The sequence below is a fragment of the Okeania hirsuta genome (assembly GCF_003838195.1).
Lineage (GTDB): Bacteria > Cyanobacteriota > Cyanobacteriia > Cyanobacteriales > Microcoleaceae > Okeania > Okeania hirsuta.
In genome coordinates this window covers 32,314-48,604 of sequence record NZ_RCBY01000033.1, presented here as the reverse complement: position 1 = coordinate 48,604, position 16,291 = coordinate 32,314, and the positions used below count along the sequence as shown (strand labels likewise).

Below are 16,291 nucleotides of genomic sequence, written 5' to 3'. Positions count from 1 at the left end.
ATGGATTTAATTTGTACGAATGATGGAGATGTCCCATTGTGGATGAGAATTGGTTCGGGAAATGAATCTGACCAAAAAAAGTTTGGTCCAAGGCATGAAAGATTTCAAAAAGCAGTTAAATTTTGATAGTTTAATGGTGGCAGATAGTGCTTTATATACTCAAAAAAATCTACAGTTACTAACAGATATTAAATGGTTAAGCAGAGTCCCAGTTCGTATAAAAGCAGCTCACAAGTTAGTTCAAGAAACAGATGGGTCAGATTTTACTACCAGTCAGATTAAGGGATATAGATATCAAGAACTCTCAAAAACCTAGGGAGGGATTCAACAAAGATGGTTAGTAGTTGAAAGTCAACTGCGCCGAGAATCAGATTTGAAAAATCTAGATAAAAAAATCCAGAAAGAACGAGTTGAAGTTGACAAAAAACTGCGCATTTTAAAATCTGAAAAGTTTGCTTGTCAACCAGATGCAGAAACAGCAGCAAGAAAGCTGTTTAAAAAGTTTTTAGATCACGAATTGACAGAAATTAATTTTCAAGAAGTACAGTCGAAATCTGAATCAGATTTTTCTGATCAACTCCAAGTTAAAGTGAGCTTAAGAGAGTCAAAAATAGAACTAGAAAAAAAACGAGCAGGTCGATTTATTTTAGCAACAAATGTTCTTGATCAGATGGAATTAACTACGGAAGAAATGTTGTCTAAATATAAAGGACAACAATCTGTAGAGAGGGGTTTTAGGTTTCTGGGCATACCCTCTATTTTTAACTGATTTAGCGCTGTGCGCAGGCAACAGCTCATCTGGCAACAGCTCATCTGGGGGAATAAAAGACCGATAATACAAGACTTTTAGCTATTGGACAGTTCTTGTAATTTGTAAATATGCCAGCGCACATTGCTATAGTGTCTTCCTTAAGTCCCCTGATCGAATCGAAGCTTTGGGGTTAATTATGGCCTTATGTTGATTGGTTGACACTTGAGGCCAGCGTCAACTACGTCAAACCTTAAATCGGACTAAATCTACTGTCAAAAATCAATGAGGTCCTCCTACAAATAGACCAACATTACCTTGGATATTTCAATGTTTTCAGTCGATTCATTTATTAATTAATTCTGGAGTTAAGAGTAGATCTAATTTAACTCCAGAACGTTTAGAATTATTAAAGTTTTTTCCTCCAAGTTGTCAAAGATACTATCTACTCTAAGAATCAGAAACTTGAGGTAAAAACAGGTAGAGGGCCAAAATAATCAACGATTGAATCATAGTGTAGAATTAACCACTTGGCAATGATTAAGATGCGATCAAACTCCGTTCCGCTTCGCGTTGGCGGAGCCTAGCGGCAGCTATATCGCGAAGCGTGATAGAGAAACTTTGGCAATTTTTGGAGATGTCTATTGGTAAGGTAAGTTCCGGCAACTGATGATTTGCGTTGGCGGAGCCTAGCGGCAGCTATATCGCTTCTTACACCATACTATCAGTCTAAATACTTACTCAACTTTTACCATCTTTGCATACTACATTTTGTCGTGCGGAATGTGGGTTTTAGTACTACAGACATAGATAAATAAATTTACCTGTTCGCGGAGCGTTGCCTCAGCAAATCGCTCCCAATTATTTGTAACATTCTTTTTTCAAATTGGTATAGCAATGTGCGCTCAGGTATTTACAATGTCCAGCTCAAAGTGCAGTCTAGAACAGGTCTACAAAAAATAATGTGTAAATATGCCAGCGCACATTGCTATATTAAAAATTTTTAGGTAGAAAAATTGCTGAGAGTCAATCTAGATAAGGGAATTACGTCAATGCGATAAAAATGCCTATAACTCTTGGTAATTAAGGATTTATGCCTTTTTGACGTAAAAGCCTTTTCCTGTCTATATTTGAGCCTATTTTCTACTTCTATTTTGTGTAAAGTCCCAATAGAATATCTGTATTAAGAGAAAATAATTTTGTGATTAGTGTATAACTAAAACTTTTACTATACCATGTCCGTTTAATTATTGATAAAAAAAATTCTTCTCCTAAATACCTTCTTTCTCCCTCCAGACTCCAGACTCCAGACTCCTCCCTAATTATTTATAACTGTTCATCCGAACATAATATTACTCGCTATTGTTCCAGGAATTACAAATTCAAGTATTGAAGTTCGGAGGATGTCAAACTAACCCAAATATATTGCCAATAAACCACCCGTAGAATAGGAAAAATATTAATCCTTCCCAACGAGTTACTTGTTTATCTTGAGTGACAAAAAAGAACATAATTGTTCCTGCTAATAAAACCAATAACCCACCACCAATAAGATCTTCAGGAATTTCTAAATTGCCGATTAGTCCTGGTATTCCTAGTACCATCAATGAGTTGAAAATGTTAGAACCTAAAACATTTCCTACGGCAATTTCTGGGCGACCTTTTTTAGCAGCAGAAATAGTAACTATTAACTCTGGCAATGAAGTACCAAGAGCAACTGCACTTAAAGCAATTAATTCCTTAGCAATCTCGAGTATCTTAGAGATTTTAGTAACTGATTCAATTGTATAAGTTGCACCCAAAAATACAAATAATGAACTAATAACCAAAATGGCTATTTGTTTGGTTGGTAAAATTTTCTTTGAGTTTCTATTTCCATCTTTTTCTAACTCTTGTTCTTCCTTACCACTACTAATAGTGTATAAAACATAGACAACATATCCCAAAATACAAATAATAGCTTCATTTTTAGAAAAATTATTATCTAAAACTGTTAAACCTAATAAAAAAGCTGAACCAACAAATAGTGGTAAATCTACATTAATTAGTTCATATTGTATCCTTAAAGGACTGCTGATCAATGATGCAGTACCAATAATCAAGAAAATATTAGCAATATTGGAACCAACCACATTACCAAAAACAATTTCAGAGGAGTTTTGGTATACAGCGATAATAGATGATACTAACTCTGGTAGAGAGGTTCCTACTGATACTATTGTTACCCCTACTAAAAAAGGAGAAATTCCTAAAGATATACCTATTTTTTCTGCTGCATCTGTAAAGAAGTCAGAAGCTTTAATCAGAACGAATAAGCTGACTATAAATATTACGATCCAGACAATTAAGTTTGGCATTAGTTTCTTCTTTCCATTTACATATATTATATATTTGTCGCCAATCTAAATTGAAGTTTTAGTGAGTATATTTAATATAGAAGTTGACATATCTTCCATGATCGAATGCTTTAACTGTTTGATAGTTGACTGCTGCTAAAAATTTCCTAAAATCCTTGATATTATTTTTGGCAACTTCAACTAACATATCAGGTCGATAGCTAGATATCAAATTTTTTGCTCCTTCCAACACATCTATTTCTTTGCCCTGTACATCAATTTTGATGAAGTCTACTTTTTCAGTAATTATTTCATCTAAAGGAACAACTACTAATTCTTGACCATTGATAATTTTATTGTCAATTTCTGTTAAAAATAAATCTTTAGCAGGATGTTCTTTTATGAAAGATTTACCACGATTTTTACCAATAGCGTAGCCTAATTTAGATAAGTCAATATTGCCGACTTGGTTAATTGAGATATGCCTCTTCAAAGCTGCAATAATTTCTGGATGAAATTCTATGGGAATAATTTTTGCTGCTTGAATAATTTTACCAAAGTATACTAAATGATTGCCTGTATTTGCTCCAACATCAACAATAACTGGAGCTGTTGATTTGAGGTTTTGTCTAATAAATTCTAGCTCGGCTAATTCATAAAAACTTCCACCTACATTAGCAATTTCTACGGCTAGATTTTTTCCTGTTATTTCAAATTTTATGAGGGTGTTTTGATAATTGAATGAAACTAGATTGTCTCCTTTGAGTAACTTATCAACTAAAGTTAACCAAACTTTAGCTACTTGATAATTAGGATTAATTTCTAATGCTCGGCTGAATTCTGATTTAGCTTCCAAAAGTTTATCTTGTCTAATTAGTAAATTACCGATCGCTTGATGAGCTTGAAAACTTTTGGGCGATATTTCTAAGGCACGATGAAAGTAATTTAGTGCTTGATCAAATTTGCCTTGTTGAACTAGACTATTGCCAATATTTCCATAAAATTCTAGGGCAGAATCTGGTTTGAGTTCTGCTAATTTTTGCCAATAAATAATAGCTTCGTCTAATTGATTTAACTCTTGTGTAATTTTGGCTAAGAGATAAAGTAGAGATATATTATTTGGCTCTATGGAAAAAGCATATTTATAGAATTGACTTGCTTCATCTAGTTTGCCCTGGTTTTGCTCTATTAAACCTAAGTTAATTAGGGTGGGTACATGATTACTATCAGACTTGAGTATGTCAATATATATTGACTCTGCTTCTTTTAGTTTTCCTTCTTTTTGTAGATTTATAGCTTTTTGGAAAGCTTGATTTATGTCTGTCATTGTTAGTTTTTTTGATAATTTTTTTGATTTTTAAACAGAATAGGTTAAATATTTTTTCTTGTTTCCTCCTAATATTGTCAAAATCAAGGAATATGAACCTATTAATTAATATAGATTATTTGTTTTGATGTGTATAGTAATCCTAAGTCACTTGTAGAAAATTTAGGCACGGATATTAGAGAAAAAATTTTGAAACCTTTAAGCCTATTCTCTGCCCCCTTTTTCTTAATTTATTATTAGTTTTGATGTGTATACCAATACTAAGTTACTTGGATAAAATTTAGGCACAATTATATTAGAGAAAAAACTTGAAACCTTTACTTTAAACCTATTTTCTGCTCCCTTTTTCTCAAATATGTTTCATATAACAAATATTGAGTTGGTGTTTGACTTATGCGAGTCTATCCCAGTAATAAGATTTTTGCTAAAAACCCTAAAGATTTTGAGAGTTAAAAACGAAAAATCAAGGTTTTCAAACAAATTTTACTTAAACAAATAACCCTGTTAAAAATAGTGGGATAGGTTCGCTGATTATAAGTCTTATACAAGGAAATGTTTTTCTCCCTGTTGCCTGCTATACAATCCAAACTAGGATAGTTATCTTAACCAAAAACTATAGTCATTCTGAATAAGACTAGAACACTTTTTTAGCTGAAACTCTTTCAAGGTAAGAAACCTTTGTCTCAATCTTAACTGGAATGACTATAAATAAATATTCGTGTATATATCCAATAAAAAAACTTGGTACATTATACAACTATTGGTCGAATATGCAAATAATTAATAAATTTTTTCTAATTGACGAAAATCACGCTCTACTTCAGACCAGAGAGCACGGTTATGAGGGTCTGTTTTTAGTGCTTTCTTAAGATAGTTTCTAGCTTTATCCAGTTGCCTTTCTCCAATGAGGTGACGTGCCCAACGTTGATAGGCGATCGCTTGCCATTGTCGTACTTCCCAATCTTGAGGCATTCTTTGAGCCAAACCTTCTACTACAGCGATCGCTCGAGGATATCTTTTATATTTTAATAATTGCTGTAAATGTAAATAATAATTTTGCTTAAGTTGTTTTTCTGCTTCCGATAAGTGGGATTCACTTTTCTGTTGATTCGACTTACGAGTTACTTTAACTTTTGTTTGCTTTGAGGGCGAAGTTTGTGGAGATTTAGTTTCTGGTTTGGAATTATTTTTTGTTGATTTGACAGTATAATTGTATGGTAATTCTGTTTGAGTAGGAGCAATTTTCAACAAGATTTTGTAAGCTTCTGTAACTGCAATAAATTTATCTTTAGCTTGCCGGTCGGGGTTAACATCTGGATGATATAGCCGTGCTAGTCGTCGATAAGAAGCCTTAACTTCTCCCAAACTAGCTCCTATATTTAACCCTAATTGTCGATAATAATCTGCAATATCCATATTTTTTTTTACAGACAATAAAGTAGGCTGAATATTAAGTAGTTGTGTCAAATCAATTACACATTAATTTTGGACATTCTCAAGAATTTAGACAAATTTCTGTTCAATCTATTTTGCCTACCTACTTAATTCACCCTACTGGAATGACATACCTAATTTTGTGCCTTAGATTATTGGGGTTGGGGCGGGTTCATCTAATTGGTTAATACTCTTTAATTTAACGTGGAAACCGCCCCTACTATTGCAACATTTTTAGGTATGTCAAGCCACTACTAACTACTAATTTTTAGTTTTGACGTTCATCAATTACTTGGTCAATTAGACCATATTCTTTTGCTTCTTCAGCAGACATAAAATAGTCTCGATCGGTATCTTTTTCTATCTTTTCTAAAGATTGACCCGTACATTCTACAAGCATATTATTTAACTGCGACCTAACACGCAAAATTTCCTTAGCTTCTATTTCAATATCTGTTGCTTGACCACGAGTACCGCCCATTGGTTGGTGAATCATAATTCTGGAGTTAGGCAAAGCTAGTCTTTTACCTTTCGTACCAGCAGCTAATAGAAAAGAACCCATAGAAGCAGCTAAACCTAAGCAGATAGTAATTACATCTGATTTGATGTACTTCATTGTATCGTATATGGCCAAACCTGCAGTTACAGAACCACCAGGAGAGTTGATATAAAGATAAATGGGCTTATTTGGGTCGTCAGAATCTAGATACAACATATAGGCCACGATTCTATTAGCTAGTCCATCTGTAACTTCTTGACCCAGAAAAATAATTCTTTCCTGACCGAGACGGGTGTAAATATCTATCCATCTCTCATACTGACTGCCAGGAAGACGATAAGGAACGCTAGGAACACCTATAGGCATAATTTTTTGACCTTTGATTTTTTGATTTTATTGAAAACTTAAACAGCAGCGGGTAGTGGTTTTGGTAGTTCTTTTCTACTTGCTAAAACTTGGTCTATCAGACCATATTCTTTAGCTATTTCGGGAGTCATATAAAGCATTCTATCTGTATCTTTAGCAATCTTTTCTACTGATTGACCCGTATTTTTAGAAAGAATATTTAAAAAAGTTGTCTTATTAGCTAAAACTTCTTTTGCCCTAATCGAAATATCTGTTGCTTGACCTCTCGCTCCTGTTTTAGCTTGATTAAGAACTATGGTAGCATGAGGTAAACTTGCCCTATATCCTTTTGTTCCTGCCGACAAAATCATTGCTGCTGTACCCATAGCTTGACCAATACATATTGTATGAATTGGTGGTTTAACGTAACTCATGGTGTCACAAATAGCAAATGCTTCTGTTTCAAAACCAATTGCATCTCCTGTATACCAAGAAGTACCAGTAGAATTGATATAAAAATAAATTGGTTTTTCTGGATTATCAAATTGTAGATAAAGTAGTTGAGCAATAATTAATTGGGTAACATCAATACCTACATTTCTTTTTACTTCATCTGATGAAAAAAGCGGTAACCCTAAATAAACGATTCGTTCTTTTAACATTAAAGATTCTAAATCAGGGGGTGGTGTCCGAAAAGAGGTGTCTCCGTAGTAACTCCCTGCTTGAACTGCTTTTATTTGTGAGTTCATTAGATAATTCCTAGCAATAATTGTACTATCTTTAAATTATGTTAGCGTGCTGTAGAGTTATTGTAGCGGGTATGATTGATATTAGTCATGGTCTTAAATTTAGTGATAATATTCTGAAATATTGCTACCAAAAACAATTTTTTTTGTCTAGGTGTGGATTTTACCATAATTATTTGGCAAAAATGGCGTATTTACCATTAATTATATTAATTGAGTAATATAGTTAGCAGAGATTGGGTTTCTTGTTGAGATACAGACTCGATTGTCATTAACTTTTTGAGAAACCTAGTTTTTATGTATTCAAATCGAAATTTTTCCCTATCAAAAATGGAGCGAGTGAGGACTCCCGGTACAATCTCCAATTTACCGGGATATGAATCGCGACAAAGCAAACAATAAGCACTCCATTGAGATAGATTGAGATAGAATGATGATCAAATTGGGACATGATAACACTAACCTACGAATTTAAGTTAACTCCCTCTCAGCAACAGATTGCCATCATAGAAGATATGCTGGCGGTCATCAGAAAGGTGTGGAATTATGCCTGAAGAGAGCGAAAAGACTGGATTAACAGTAGGAAATGTGCAGTTAACTGTTGTTCATTGCATCAAGAGTACATAATTCCTGCGGATGCACCTTACCCTAACTACAACAGACAAGAGGCCAACTTAACAAAAGCTAAGAAAGCTAACTCAGAACTCAAAAGAACAAATGCCCAAGTCTTACAGCAAGTTATCAAGACTTTAGAAAGAGCATTTAGCAACATGAAACAGCAGGGCGATAAAATAATGAATAATGAATAATGAATAATGAATAATTAAAGAATTCAGCAATATTTGCTTCCCCTTGAAATGGGAAAAAATGAAATTTTTCCTGGAGCTTCAATCCTCTCCCTTTGAGGAAGAGGTAATTATTAATTGTTAATTGTTAATTGTTAATTGCTGAAGGATACCCCTGCTTCTGGACACCCATTAGGGATTGATATTGGACTTGATAAATTCTTAGCAACAACTGAATTGTGAATTGATTGAACGTCCAAAATTTTTAACCAAACTACACAGTAAGCTGAAATTGCTACAACGTAGATTAAAGTTAAAAACATCCAGTTCAGCAAATCGACATCAACTTAACAAAAAGATTGCCAGACTTCACCAAAAAATTTTAGACACCTGAAAAGACTTTCACTTTCTTTTAGATGCAGGGTTAGGTCAGTTCTTCAGTATCTTGGCTTGGGTATGCAAGAAACGAGGGGTTTATTTTGGCCAGGTAGACTACAGATATACCAGTCAAATTTGTCCAAATTGTGGATCCCATACAGTTAAAAAAGACCTGTCTGAGCGTATTCATAAATGTCGTGAATGTCACTACGAAATCAATCGTGATGTGGCAGCAGCAAAAGTGATTTGTCATCGAGGTGTTACTGCGGCCGAGTGCAGATCGTAGAGCAAATTGACGCTCGTTGGCGTACTGTCGGGGACTGGCAACAGTCTAGATAAGTGCCACTCAAGCAGTAAACCTAAATCGTGAGGTTTGGGAATCTCCGGTTATAATCTTTAGATTTAACAGGAGAGGATGTCAAATTTGTGGATATATCCTGAAATAAGTAGTAGTAAAATTTCTAGTATATTTATGAAAGTTAATCTACATTCGGTTCTTAACGATACCAATATTGATGCCACTCAATCTTCATCTCAACGTCAACTGGCCATATCTATTTCGGCTCTAGCTGATGAGCTAGAAAGAACTGTACCACTAAACCTATGTTTGATTTTAGACCATAGTGGTTCTATGGAAGGAAGACCGCTGGAAACTGTCAAACAAGCAGCAGGACAACTTGTAGATAAATTGAAGGAGGGCGATCGCCTTTCAATTGTTGCTTTTGACCATAGAGCTAAAGTGATTGTTTCTAATCAAATTATTAATGACCCTGGTAGTATTAAGCGTGAGATTAACAAGTTAAGATCCTCTGGTGGTACAGCTATTGATGAGGGTTTGAAATTAGGAATAGAGGAGTTAGATAAAGGTCAAAAAGATGCTATTTCCCAGGCTTTTATATTAACTGATGGGGAAAATGAACATGGGGATAATGACCGTTGTCTTAAGTTAGCAAAGTTGGCTACTGATTATAGTATGACTCTAAATTCCCTGGGGTTTGGTGATGATTGGAATCAAGATGTTCTGGAAAAAATAGCTGATGCAGGTGGGGGGACTCTTGCTTATATTCAACGTCCAGAACAGGCAATAGAGGAATTTGGTAGACTGTTTAATCGGATTCAATCTGTGGGACTTACTAATTCTTATTTGCGATTATCTTTGATGCCTAGAGTTAGATTAGCAGAACTTAAACCTATTGCACAAGTAGCACCAGATACTATTGAGTTGCCCGTACAAAAAGAGAACGACCGCTTTATGGTCAGACTGGGAGATTTAATGAAAGATGTAGAAAGAGTAGTTCTAGTTAATCTTTATATTGGGCAATTACCTGAGGGAAAACAAGCGATCGTTCAATTACAAGTTCGTTATGATGACCCTGCTCAAAGTAAGGAAGATTTACTTTCTGAACCTATATTAGTTGAAGCTAATGTTACGGAAAAATATCAGCCTCAAATTAATTCGGAAGTACAAAATCATATTTTAGCTTTAGCAAAATATAGGCAAACTCAAATAGCTGAAACAAAATTGCAACAAGGCGATCGAGCTGGTGCTGCTACAATGTTACAAACTGCTGCTAAAACAGCATTACAAATGGGAGATACAGGAGCAGCAACTGTTTTACAAACCAGTGCGACTCGTTTACAAGATGGAGAGGAACTTTCTGAATCAGACCGGAAAAAAACTAGAATTGTTTCCAAAACAATTTTAAAGTAAAGGATACTTTTTGATTAGTTTAGCCAGGGAGTTTTTCCCTGGTAAATAATTAAATTTTATCTAGATAACTATAATTTTATTTATCAGAAATTATCCGAATATAATATTGAAAATTAAGCTTTAAAGCCTCTGTATAGCTGTGCCACTGGCTGTAACTCTACAAGTATAAACAAGATAAATTTTTCCTTTTCGCCAATCCTCTTGTTTTCAATTAGACTCAATCAAAACATCTAGTTCTTCCATCTATAAGTTCCATAACTTCTCTATCAGTTTCTCACATATGATTCCTGATTACTATATATAAATAACTATTATTTGGTGAATCTTCATCAACCCACTAAAATAATAATTAAAAATTTAAATTCATTTCAAAAATTTAGCGTTAACTTATTTTAGATGAAATAGTAACAATTGAAATGCAAACTTTTCAGTGTCTTATTCTCTAAAACCTATATGTACTTAATAAAGTCGCCAACTACTATACAGCACTTTGCAGAACAATTAGGTACAATGTTCAAAGCAATAAGCAAAGATAAAAATGAAACCTTATTATTTACTCAATGCTATTACTGTAACAATTAGTCGTGCAAAAGGCTGTAAGTTTTTGTTCTGGAAGTAAAAATAGTTTTACAACAAGTATGAATTGGATTTTTTTACAAGGGAAAGAATGGTTTCAAAACTTATCTAGATCATTAACAACTCCACTTTTTTATATTGGAGATAATCATCTTTCTATAAGTGCTATTGTCAGACTAATTCTATTAGGTGTAGCAGTCTTAATTATTGCTCGTGCTATTGGAGAAGGAATCAAGAGATTACTACTAACTCGTATGGGTTTAGACCGGGGTAATCGAGAAGCGATCGCCTCAGTTATTATCTATATAATCGCCATTTTAGGAATTTTAATTGTTTTACAAAGAGCTGGTATAGATTTGAGAACTATTACAGTTTTAGCAGGAGTTTTAGGTATTGGACTTGGCTTTGGATTACAAAATCTTGCTAGTAACTTTATTAGTGGTTTAACACTTTTATTTGAACAACCTATTAAGGTAGGAGATTTTATTGAAGTAGACAATTTATTAGGAACAGTAGAAAATATTTCTATTAGGTCTACAATTGTGCGTACTCTTGACGGCATATTTGTAATTGTACCTAATATAAAATTTGTAGAAAATAATATTATTAACTGGAGTTATAAAGATCCTAAAAGTCGTCTTCGTATGCCAGTTGGAGTTGCTTATGGTAGCGATCCACTGTTAGTAACGGAAGCATTATTAGCTGCTGCTCGGGCAGAAACGAGTGTATTAAACTGTCCTTCTCCTAAAGTATGGTTTAAAGGTTTTGGTGATAGTTCTTTAGATTTTGAGTTATTAGTTTGGATTGACCATCCTCAAGATAGCGATATAATTCAAAGTTCTTTGAATTTTTTAATTGAGCATGAATTGACTCAGCAGGATATAGTTATTCCCTTTCCTCAGAGAGATTTATGGTTAAAAAATCCACAAGATTTGAGTACCTTATTTAACAGTAGTATTTTTACAAAAAATAGCGAAAATAAAGTTTTTTCTCAAAATGGTGTTTCTTCTGAGCAAAAACATAGTAGTTTTCAACAAACTAAAAAATCAGCATTAAAATCACCAAATAATTGGACTTTGCGAGACCTACTCAGAAGAGTCACTTATTTTGAAAGTCTTACTGATTTAAAACTCAGAAAATTAATAGAATATGGTTATAGACAGTTATTTCCTCAAGGGCAAATTATATTTAGAGAAAATGATGTTGGAGATTCTTTTTACATTATTCTTTCTGGTGCTATTGAGGTGATTTCTGAAAAAACTGGTAAATATATTGCAACTCTTCACGAAGGAGAATTTTTTGGTGAAATGTCTTTGTTATTGGGTTCTCCTCGTACAGCTACAGTAAAAACTATTGAAGATTCAATTTTATTTGTAATAGAAAAACATGATTTGCAAAGATTATTAGAAGAATCTCCTAGTTTGGCTACTGATATTTCTCGAAAGCTTTGTGAACGCCGACAGGCATTACAAGAATTAGGATTACTTGATCGTAGTTCTTCAGAAAATACTCCCTTTACTAGGATTAGAAATCGGATTCAAACTCTTTTTGGAATTTAAATAAATTAGGATTCAGGAGTCAGGAGTCAGGAGAAAAGAAATAATACCATATTCTCAAAAACTTTTCTACATTTTCTTGAGTAAGGGAGTGGGGGAGAAGTAAAAATAATAATAGTTCATATTAAATATGCTCAAATTAGCAAAAAATTTATTAGGATAGTTTAATTACTTAATAACTGAAGTGTTACCTAAGTATAGCATTACTTTTGGTAATTGGTATAAGAGGAGAAGGAGAAAGTTTTTTATCACTAATTATCCGGACATGATATTATCGTATAATTCAGTAGTTAGTAGTCAGAAGAAAGGAGAAAAGAGAAAAGAGAAAGGAAGGATGAGAGTGAGAATTATCTAGGGATATTCTGGAATTTTATGTCTACATTAAGTCTACATTAATATAAAGTATAGAGTAGGACAATTGTATAACCGGATTTCATGTTAAATGGAAAAAGTATACATTTCCAGAAACTAACTTTTAGTCTATAAAAAAAATGGCAAAAATTAGAGATAAATTTTCGTAATGAGCTAATATAATATCTAATACTATTGGATCAAAGAATATAGTAATCCTCAACGTAGTTGTGTCAAAAATATCTGAGAGTTAGGAAACGCTTAACTAAAGAAAAGTGATATTGAAATCTAAGATTTATAGCAGTTTCTATCAAGAGCAAGTAGTTATAATCAATATTTTATGATGTGTGATAAATATTTATCAAATTGGTATGACTTTTCCACTCTATCCTCAAGAATAAATAAAGTTATAAAATACCATTTATTCCTGCCTGTGCTTCCTGGCGTAATCTAGAAGCAATTCTAAATAGTTCTTGACCTGTATGTAAATAATAATCATCATAATTTAGAGTAAACAATTCTAAATCTTCTATTCCGTCACTAACCTGATTTAAGCAATAATATAAATGAGCTGCTACTCCTGCCAAATTAGATGGATTTGGCTGAGAACTAAATAAATTATGAGCTTTTTTGAGCAAGCGCCGACAAGTTTCTAAATAATTTTGGAATGATTCCATTAGTTGGTCATCAAACGGATCGGCTGCTAAATAATCAATTTCCTTTTTTAGAGGTTTTAATATTTGAATTATAATTTTGTTAACTGGTTTATAAACCTGATTTAACCATTTTTGTAGATTTTCATCTGCATTATTACCTCTTTTATTTTGCTTATAGTAACTTTGCTTTGTATTAGTATATTTCTGATCGTGTTGATTAAATTGTTGATCATAAGATTTTCTAAGTTGGGGATCGCCCAATACTTCATAAGCTTCATTAATGCTAATAATACGTTCATGGTCTGCTATTTCTGTATTAGCATCTGGGTGAAATAACTTCACTAAACGACGATAAGCTTGTTTAATTTGTCCCTGAGTTGCTGTGGGATTAACATTCAAAGTTTTGTAATAATCACTAGTGACCATAAAATTATTTCTACTCAATATTTACAATAGAATCTAAGTTTTTACATTTCCATTACTTATTTTATTCATTGTTATCAATAATTTACCAATGAAATAAACAAACTTTTAAATTGATAATGATAGATTAAATATTTTAGATTCTAGATAGCAATAGTGAGTAGAAAATTATATAAGGTATTTGAATTTCCCGTAAATATGAATTCTGCTAAATTTTGAACTGGGATTAAATTTGACTTTCCGTTAGGTAGAAGACTAATTATATTTTCTCATCACAATACTTAGTCTTTGCAGAGCTTTAAATAATCCCAAATTAGTCAGGTACTTACAATTCTCATCAAACACTACTACGCAAATATATAGCACTATAGTTTTGAGCACGTATATTGAGGCATTTTGTCAAACTGAAATTCAAATCAACTAATATGCAGAAACTAAGTATTCCTGTTACTTTTTCCTGATGACCTAAATTTGCCAAAAATCTAGTATTGCGTGAATGTGTAAGTCCCACAGTGACATACTCCCACACTAACCATTCGGTATAGTGCGGGCTTCTCGTTTCACGGTCCCGGTCCCCCGTCGGACTCCACGAGCTTTAAGGACGGGATGCCCCACCGCCCTATTTTTTATATTTATTGCGGCATTGAAGTCACGATCTATTACAATGCCACAATGGGGACAAGAATGGGTTCTTAGATTTAGCTAACTAAATATATCTAGCTAACTGCTGTAGCTAGAGTTTGTTCTGGTTCCTGAAATAGTGGAGTACTTAAATAACGCTCCCCAAAACTAGGCTGAATCATTACTATTAATTTACCTTGATTTTCTGGTCGCTGACCTACCTTTATTGCTGCACAAAGAACTGCTCCTGTAGAAATACCTGACAAGATACCTTCCTCTTTAGCTATACGACGACCATAACTAATTGCTTCACTATCAGCAACCTGAACCACTTCATCTATGATATCCAGATTCAGAACAGACGGGACAAAACCTGCTCCTATTCCCTGAATTTTATGAGGTCCAGGTTGTCCACCAGATAAGACTGGACTATTTGAAGGCTCCACAGCGATCGCTTGAAAATCAGACTTTCGTTGCTTAATAGTCTCTGCAATACCTGTAATTGTTCCACCAGTACCAATACCTGCCACCAAAATATCTACTTGGCCATTTGTATCTTCCCATATTTCCAATGCTGTAGTCTGGCGATGAATTTGTGGATTAGCTGGGTTCTGGAACTGTTGTAACATGTATGCCTTAGGCGTTGACTCAACTATCTCCTGTGCTTTTGTGATACAACCTTTCATACCTTCACTACCTGGGGTCAAAACCAGTTCTGCTCCGTAGGCGCGTAACATAGAACGACGCTCTAAACTCATCGTTTCTGGCATTGTTAAAATTAACTTGTAACCCCTAGCTGCAGCTACCATTGCTAGAGCAATACCTGTATTTCCAGATGTTGGTTCAACTAATACTGTTTGACCTGGTGTAATCAATCCCTCACGCTCTGCTGCATTAACCATATTAACACCGATGCGGTCCTTGACAGAGGCAGCAGGATTCATTCCTTCTAACTTTACTACTATTCTGGCTACACAACCTTCTGCTTGAGGAATACGATTCAATTGTACTAGAGGTGTGCGACCTACTAATTCAGTAATATTATGAGCAATACGCATGATATTTTTATCCTAAATAGTATGCTGAGGGCTACTTATAATTTGATAGAAAATAATTGTTTATTATGCTAAACTTAAAGTTTATTTGCAGCTAAAGTAAAGTATGTTTTATTTATGTAAAAATACTTTCTACTTTTTTCATGACTTCACATTATTAGCAAAAGTATAAAATTAATTTATATTAAGTTATTTTCTATTTTCTTTTGATAAGTATACCCAATATTAGCTATGATTGCTTGGGTTTATATATATATATATATATATCTTATGTACTGAATCTTACAGATTTATATATTTTTTCTTTTTCTTTATGTTCTTCTGAGCATATTGTTTAATCAAAATTATTGAGTTAATCTTCTCTCTTAAAAAACCTTAAAACTAATTTATAAGTTTGTATACTTACTACTAAATAATAAGTTGATTTTTAATCAAATATATTTTCTATTTTTTTTGTTAGTCAATTGGATATACGGATATGGCTAACTTTCTCCATTCTCTCTCGATCCTTTGGAGCTGTGTTCAAGACAGATACGCTGTTGTTAACTTTTATTTACCTCGAAACATAAGTTATAGTAACTGCCAGGGCGATTAGGATAGAGAAGAATCAAAGTTATTAGACCATTTCATAGAGGCGATATAGCTGCGGCTAGCCTCCGCCAACCCTATATTTCTCCTTTATGTCCTAAGCACCTTGGCGACTGCTATAAATTAGTTTTCACATATACTTACTTAAATAATTTA

General features: G+C 33.5%; 14 protein-coding genes and 1 pseudogene. 7 read left to right on the top strand and 8 right to left on the bottom strand.

Going from position 1 to position 16,291, the window contains the following annotated elements; all coding sequences use genetic code 11:
• The first annotated feature begins 94 nt into the window (after nt 1–94).
• Both D5R40_RS08305 and D5R40_RS08300 read left to right on the top strand, forming a co-directional pair.
• Nucleotides 95–316 carry a hypothetical protein gene (locus D5R40_RS08305; RefSeq protein ID WP_205127340.1) on the top strand — a complete coding sequence of 74 codons (222 nt, stop codon included), beginning with the start codon at nt 95–97 and terminating at the stop codon, nt 314–316.
• A 57-nt stretch (nt 317–373) separates the two neighbouring features.
• Entirely contained in the window at nt 374–769 is a 396-nt protein-coding gene (locus D5R40_RS08300; protein ID WP_124144672.1) for a hypothetical protein, read from the top strand.
• A 1,385-nt stretch (nt 770–2,154) separates the two neighbouring features.
• Here the strand turns inward: D5R40_RS08300 and D5R40_RS08295 are convergent.
• The 5 genes from D5R40_RS08295 to D5R40_RS08275 all read right to left on the bottom strand — a co-directional run bounded on the left by D5R40_RS08295 (nt 2,155) and on the right by D5R40_RS08275 (nt 7,438).
• Complete coding sequence (locus tag D5R40_RS08295) at nt 2,155–3,105, bottom strand: calcium/sodium antiporter (RefSeq protein ID WP_124144673.1); 951 nt, start codon at nt 3,103–3,105, stop codon at nt 2,155–2,157.
• 58 nt (nt 3,106–3,163) lie between these two features.
• A complete protein-coding gene (locus D5R40_RS08290) occupies nt 3,164–4,411 on the bottom strand; it encodes an FkbM family methyltransferase (RefSeq protein WP_124144674.1) in 1,248 nt (415 codons plus the stop codon).
• Nucleotides 4,412–5,191: 780 nt separating this feature from the next.
• Nucleotides 5,192–5,827 carry a DnaJ domain-containing protein gene (locus D5R40_RS08285; protein WP_124144698.1) on the bottom strand — a complete coding sequence of 212 codons (636 nt, stop codon included), beginning with the start codon at nt 5,825–5,827 and terminating at the stop codon, nt 5,192–5,194.
• A 286-nt stretch (nt 5,828–6,113) separates the two neighbouring features.
• Nucleotides 6,114–6,710 (bottom strand): ATP-dependent Clp protease proteolytic subunit, encoded by a 597-nt coding sequence (locus D5R40_RS08280; RefSeq protein WP_124144675.1) that lies wholly within the window; start codon nt 6,708–6,710, stop codon nt 6,114–6,116.
• Between the two features lie 38 nt (nt 6,711–6,748).
• A complete protein-coding gene (locus D5R40_RS08275) occupies nt 6,749–7,438 on the bottom strand; it encodes an ATP-dependent Clp protease proteolytic subunit (protein ID WP_124144676.1) in 690 nt (229 codons plus the stop codon).
• Between the two features lie 446 nt (nt 7,439–7,884).
• Between D5R40_RS08275 and D5R40_RS39315 the strand changes: the two genes are divergently transcribed.
• The 5 genes from D5R40_RS39315 to D5R40_RS08250 all read left to right on the top strand — a co-directional run bounded on the left by D5R40_RS39315 (nt 7,885) and on the right by D5R40_RS08250 (nt 12,444).
• A complete protein-coding gene (locus tag D5R40_RS39315) occupies nt 7,885–7,989 on the top strand; it encodes a helix-turn-helix domain-containing protein (RefSeq protein WP_240038921.1) in 105 nt (34 codons plus the stop codon).
• A 54-nt stretch (nt 7,990–8,043) separates the two neighbouring features.
• The gene (locus tag D5R40_RS39310) at nt 8,044–8,244 is read left to right on the top strand and encodes a hypothetical protein (protein ID WP_240038922.1); all 201 of its coding nucleotides are present in this window, start codon (nt 8,044–8,046) and stop codon (nt 8,242–8,244) included.
• A 421-nt stretch (nt 8,245–8,665) separates the two neighbouring features.
• Nucleotides 8,666–8,884 carry a zinc ribbon domain-containing protein gene (locus D5R40_RS41895; protein WP_338043172.1) on the top strand — a complete coding sequence of 73 codons (219 nt, stop codon included), beginning with the start codon at nt 8,666–8,668 and terminating at the stop codon, nt 8,882–8,884.
• 186 nt (nt 8,885–9,070) lie between these two features.
• Nucleotides 9,071–10,309 (top strand): vWA domain-containing protein, encoded by a 1,239-nt coding sequence (locus tag D5R40_RS08255; protein ID WP_124144678.1) that lies wholly within the window; start codon nt 9,071–9,073, stop codon nt 10,307–10,309.
• 638 nt (nt 10,310–10,947) lie between these two features.
• Nucleotides 10,948–12,444, top strand: coding sequence for a cyclic nucleotide-binding domain-containing protein (locus D5R40_RS08250; protein WP_124144679.1), 1,497 nt, complete (start codon nt 10,948–10,950; stop codon nt 12,442–12,444).
• Nucleotides 12,445–13,199: 755 nt separating this feature from the next.
• On the opposite strand, the gene D5R40_RS08245 is transcribed toward D5R40_RS08250, so the two are convergent.
• The 3 genes and pseudogenes from D5R40_RS08245 to cysK form a co-directional block, all read right to left on the bottom strand.
• Nucleotides 13,200–13,874, bottom strand: coding sequence for a J domain-containing protein (locus D5R40_RS08245; protein WP_124144680.1), 675 nt, complete (start codon nt 13,872–13,874; stop codon nt 13,200–13,202).
• A gap of 525 nt (nt 13,875–14,399) precedes the next feature.
• Nucleotides 14,400–14,558: pseudogene (locus D5R40_RS08240) on the bottom strand (zinc ribbon domain-containing protein); the annotation flags it as partial.
• Nucleotides 14,559–14,587: 29 nt separating this feature from the next.
• On the bottom strand, nt 14,588–15,550 hold the full coding sequence (gene cysK, locus D5R40_RS08235; RefSeq protein WP_124144681.1) for a cysteine synthase A: 963 nt from the start codon (nt 15,548–15,550) through the stop codon (nt 14,588–14,590).
• Nucleotides 15,551–16,291 lie beyond the last annotated feature (741 nt).

What these genes read in the sequence shown, in the direction of transcription:
- D5R40_RS08285 (WP_124144698.1), bottom strand. Translation starts at nt 5,827, where the DNA reads ATGGATATTGCAGATTATTATCGACAATTAGGGTTAAATATAGGAGCT.
- D5R40_RS08255 (WP_124144678.1), top strand. Translation starts at nt 9,071, where the DNA reads ATGAAAGTTAATCTACATTCGGTTCTTAACGATACCAATATTGATGCC.
- cysK (WP_124144681.1), bottom strand. Translation starts at nt 15,550, where the DNA reads ATGCGTATTGCTCATAATATTACTGAATTAGTAGGTCGCACACCTCTA.
- D5R40_RS08305 (WP_205127340.1), top strand. Translation starts at nt 95, where the DNA reads ATGAAAGATTTCAAAAAGCAGTTAAATTTTGATAGTTTAATGGTGGCA.
- D5R40_RS08250 (WP_124144679.1), top strand. Translation starts at nt 10,948, where the DNA reads ATGAATTGGATTTTTTTACAAGGGAAAGAATGGTTTCAAAACTTATCT.
- D5R40_RS08290 (WP_124144674.1), bottom strand. Translation starts at nt 4,411, where the DNA reads ATGACAGACATAAATCAAGCTTTCCAAAAAGCTATAAATCTACAAAAA.
- D5R40_RS39315 (WP_240038921.1), top strand. Translation starts at nt 7,885, where the DNA reads ATGATAACACTAACCTACGAATTTAAGTTAACTCCCTCTCAGCAACAG.
- D5R40_RS08280 (WP_124144675.1), bottom strand. Translation starts at nt 6,710, where the DNA reads ATGCCTATAGGTGTTCCTAGCGTTCCTTATCGTCTTCCTGGCAGTCAG.
- D5R40_RS08275 (WP_124144676.1), bottom strand. Translation starts at nt 7,438, where the DNA reads ATGAACTCACAAATAAAAGCAGTTCAAGCAGGGAGTTACTACGGAGAC.
- D5R40_RS08295 (WP_124144673.1), bottom strand. Translation starts at nt 3,105, where the DNA reads ATGCCAAACTTAATTGTCTGGATCGTAATATTTATAGTCAGCTTATTC.
- D5R40_RS08245 (WP_124144680.1), bottom strand. Translation starts at nt 13,874, where the DNA reads ATGGTCACTAGTGATTATTACAAAACTTTGAATGTTAATCCCACAGCA.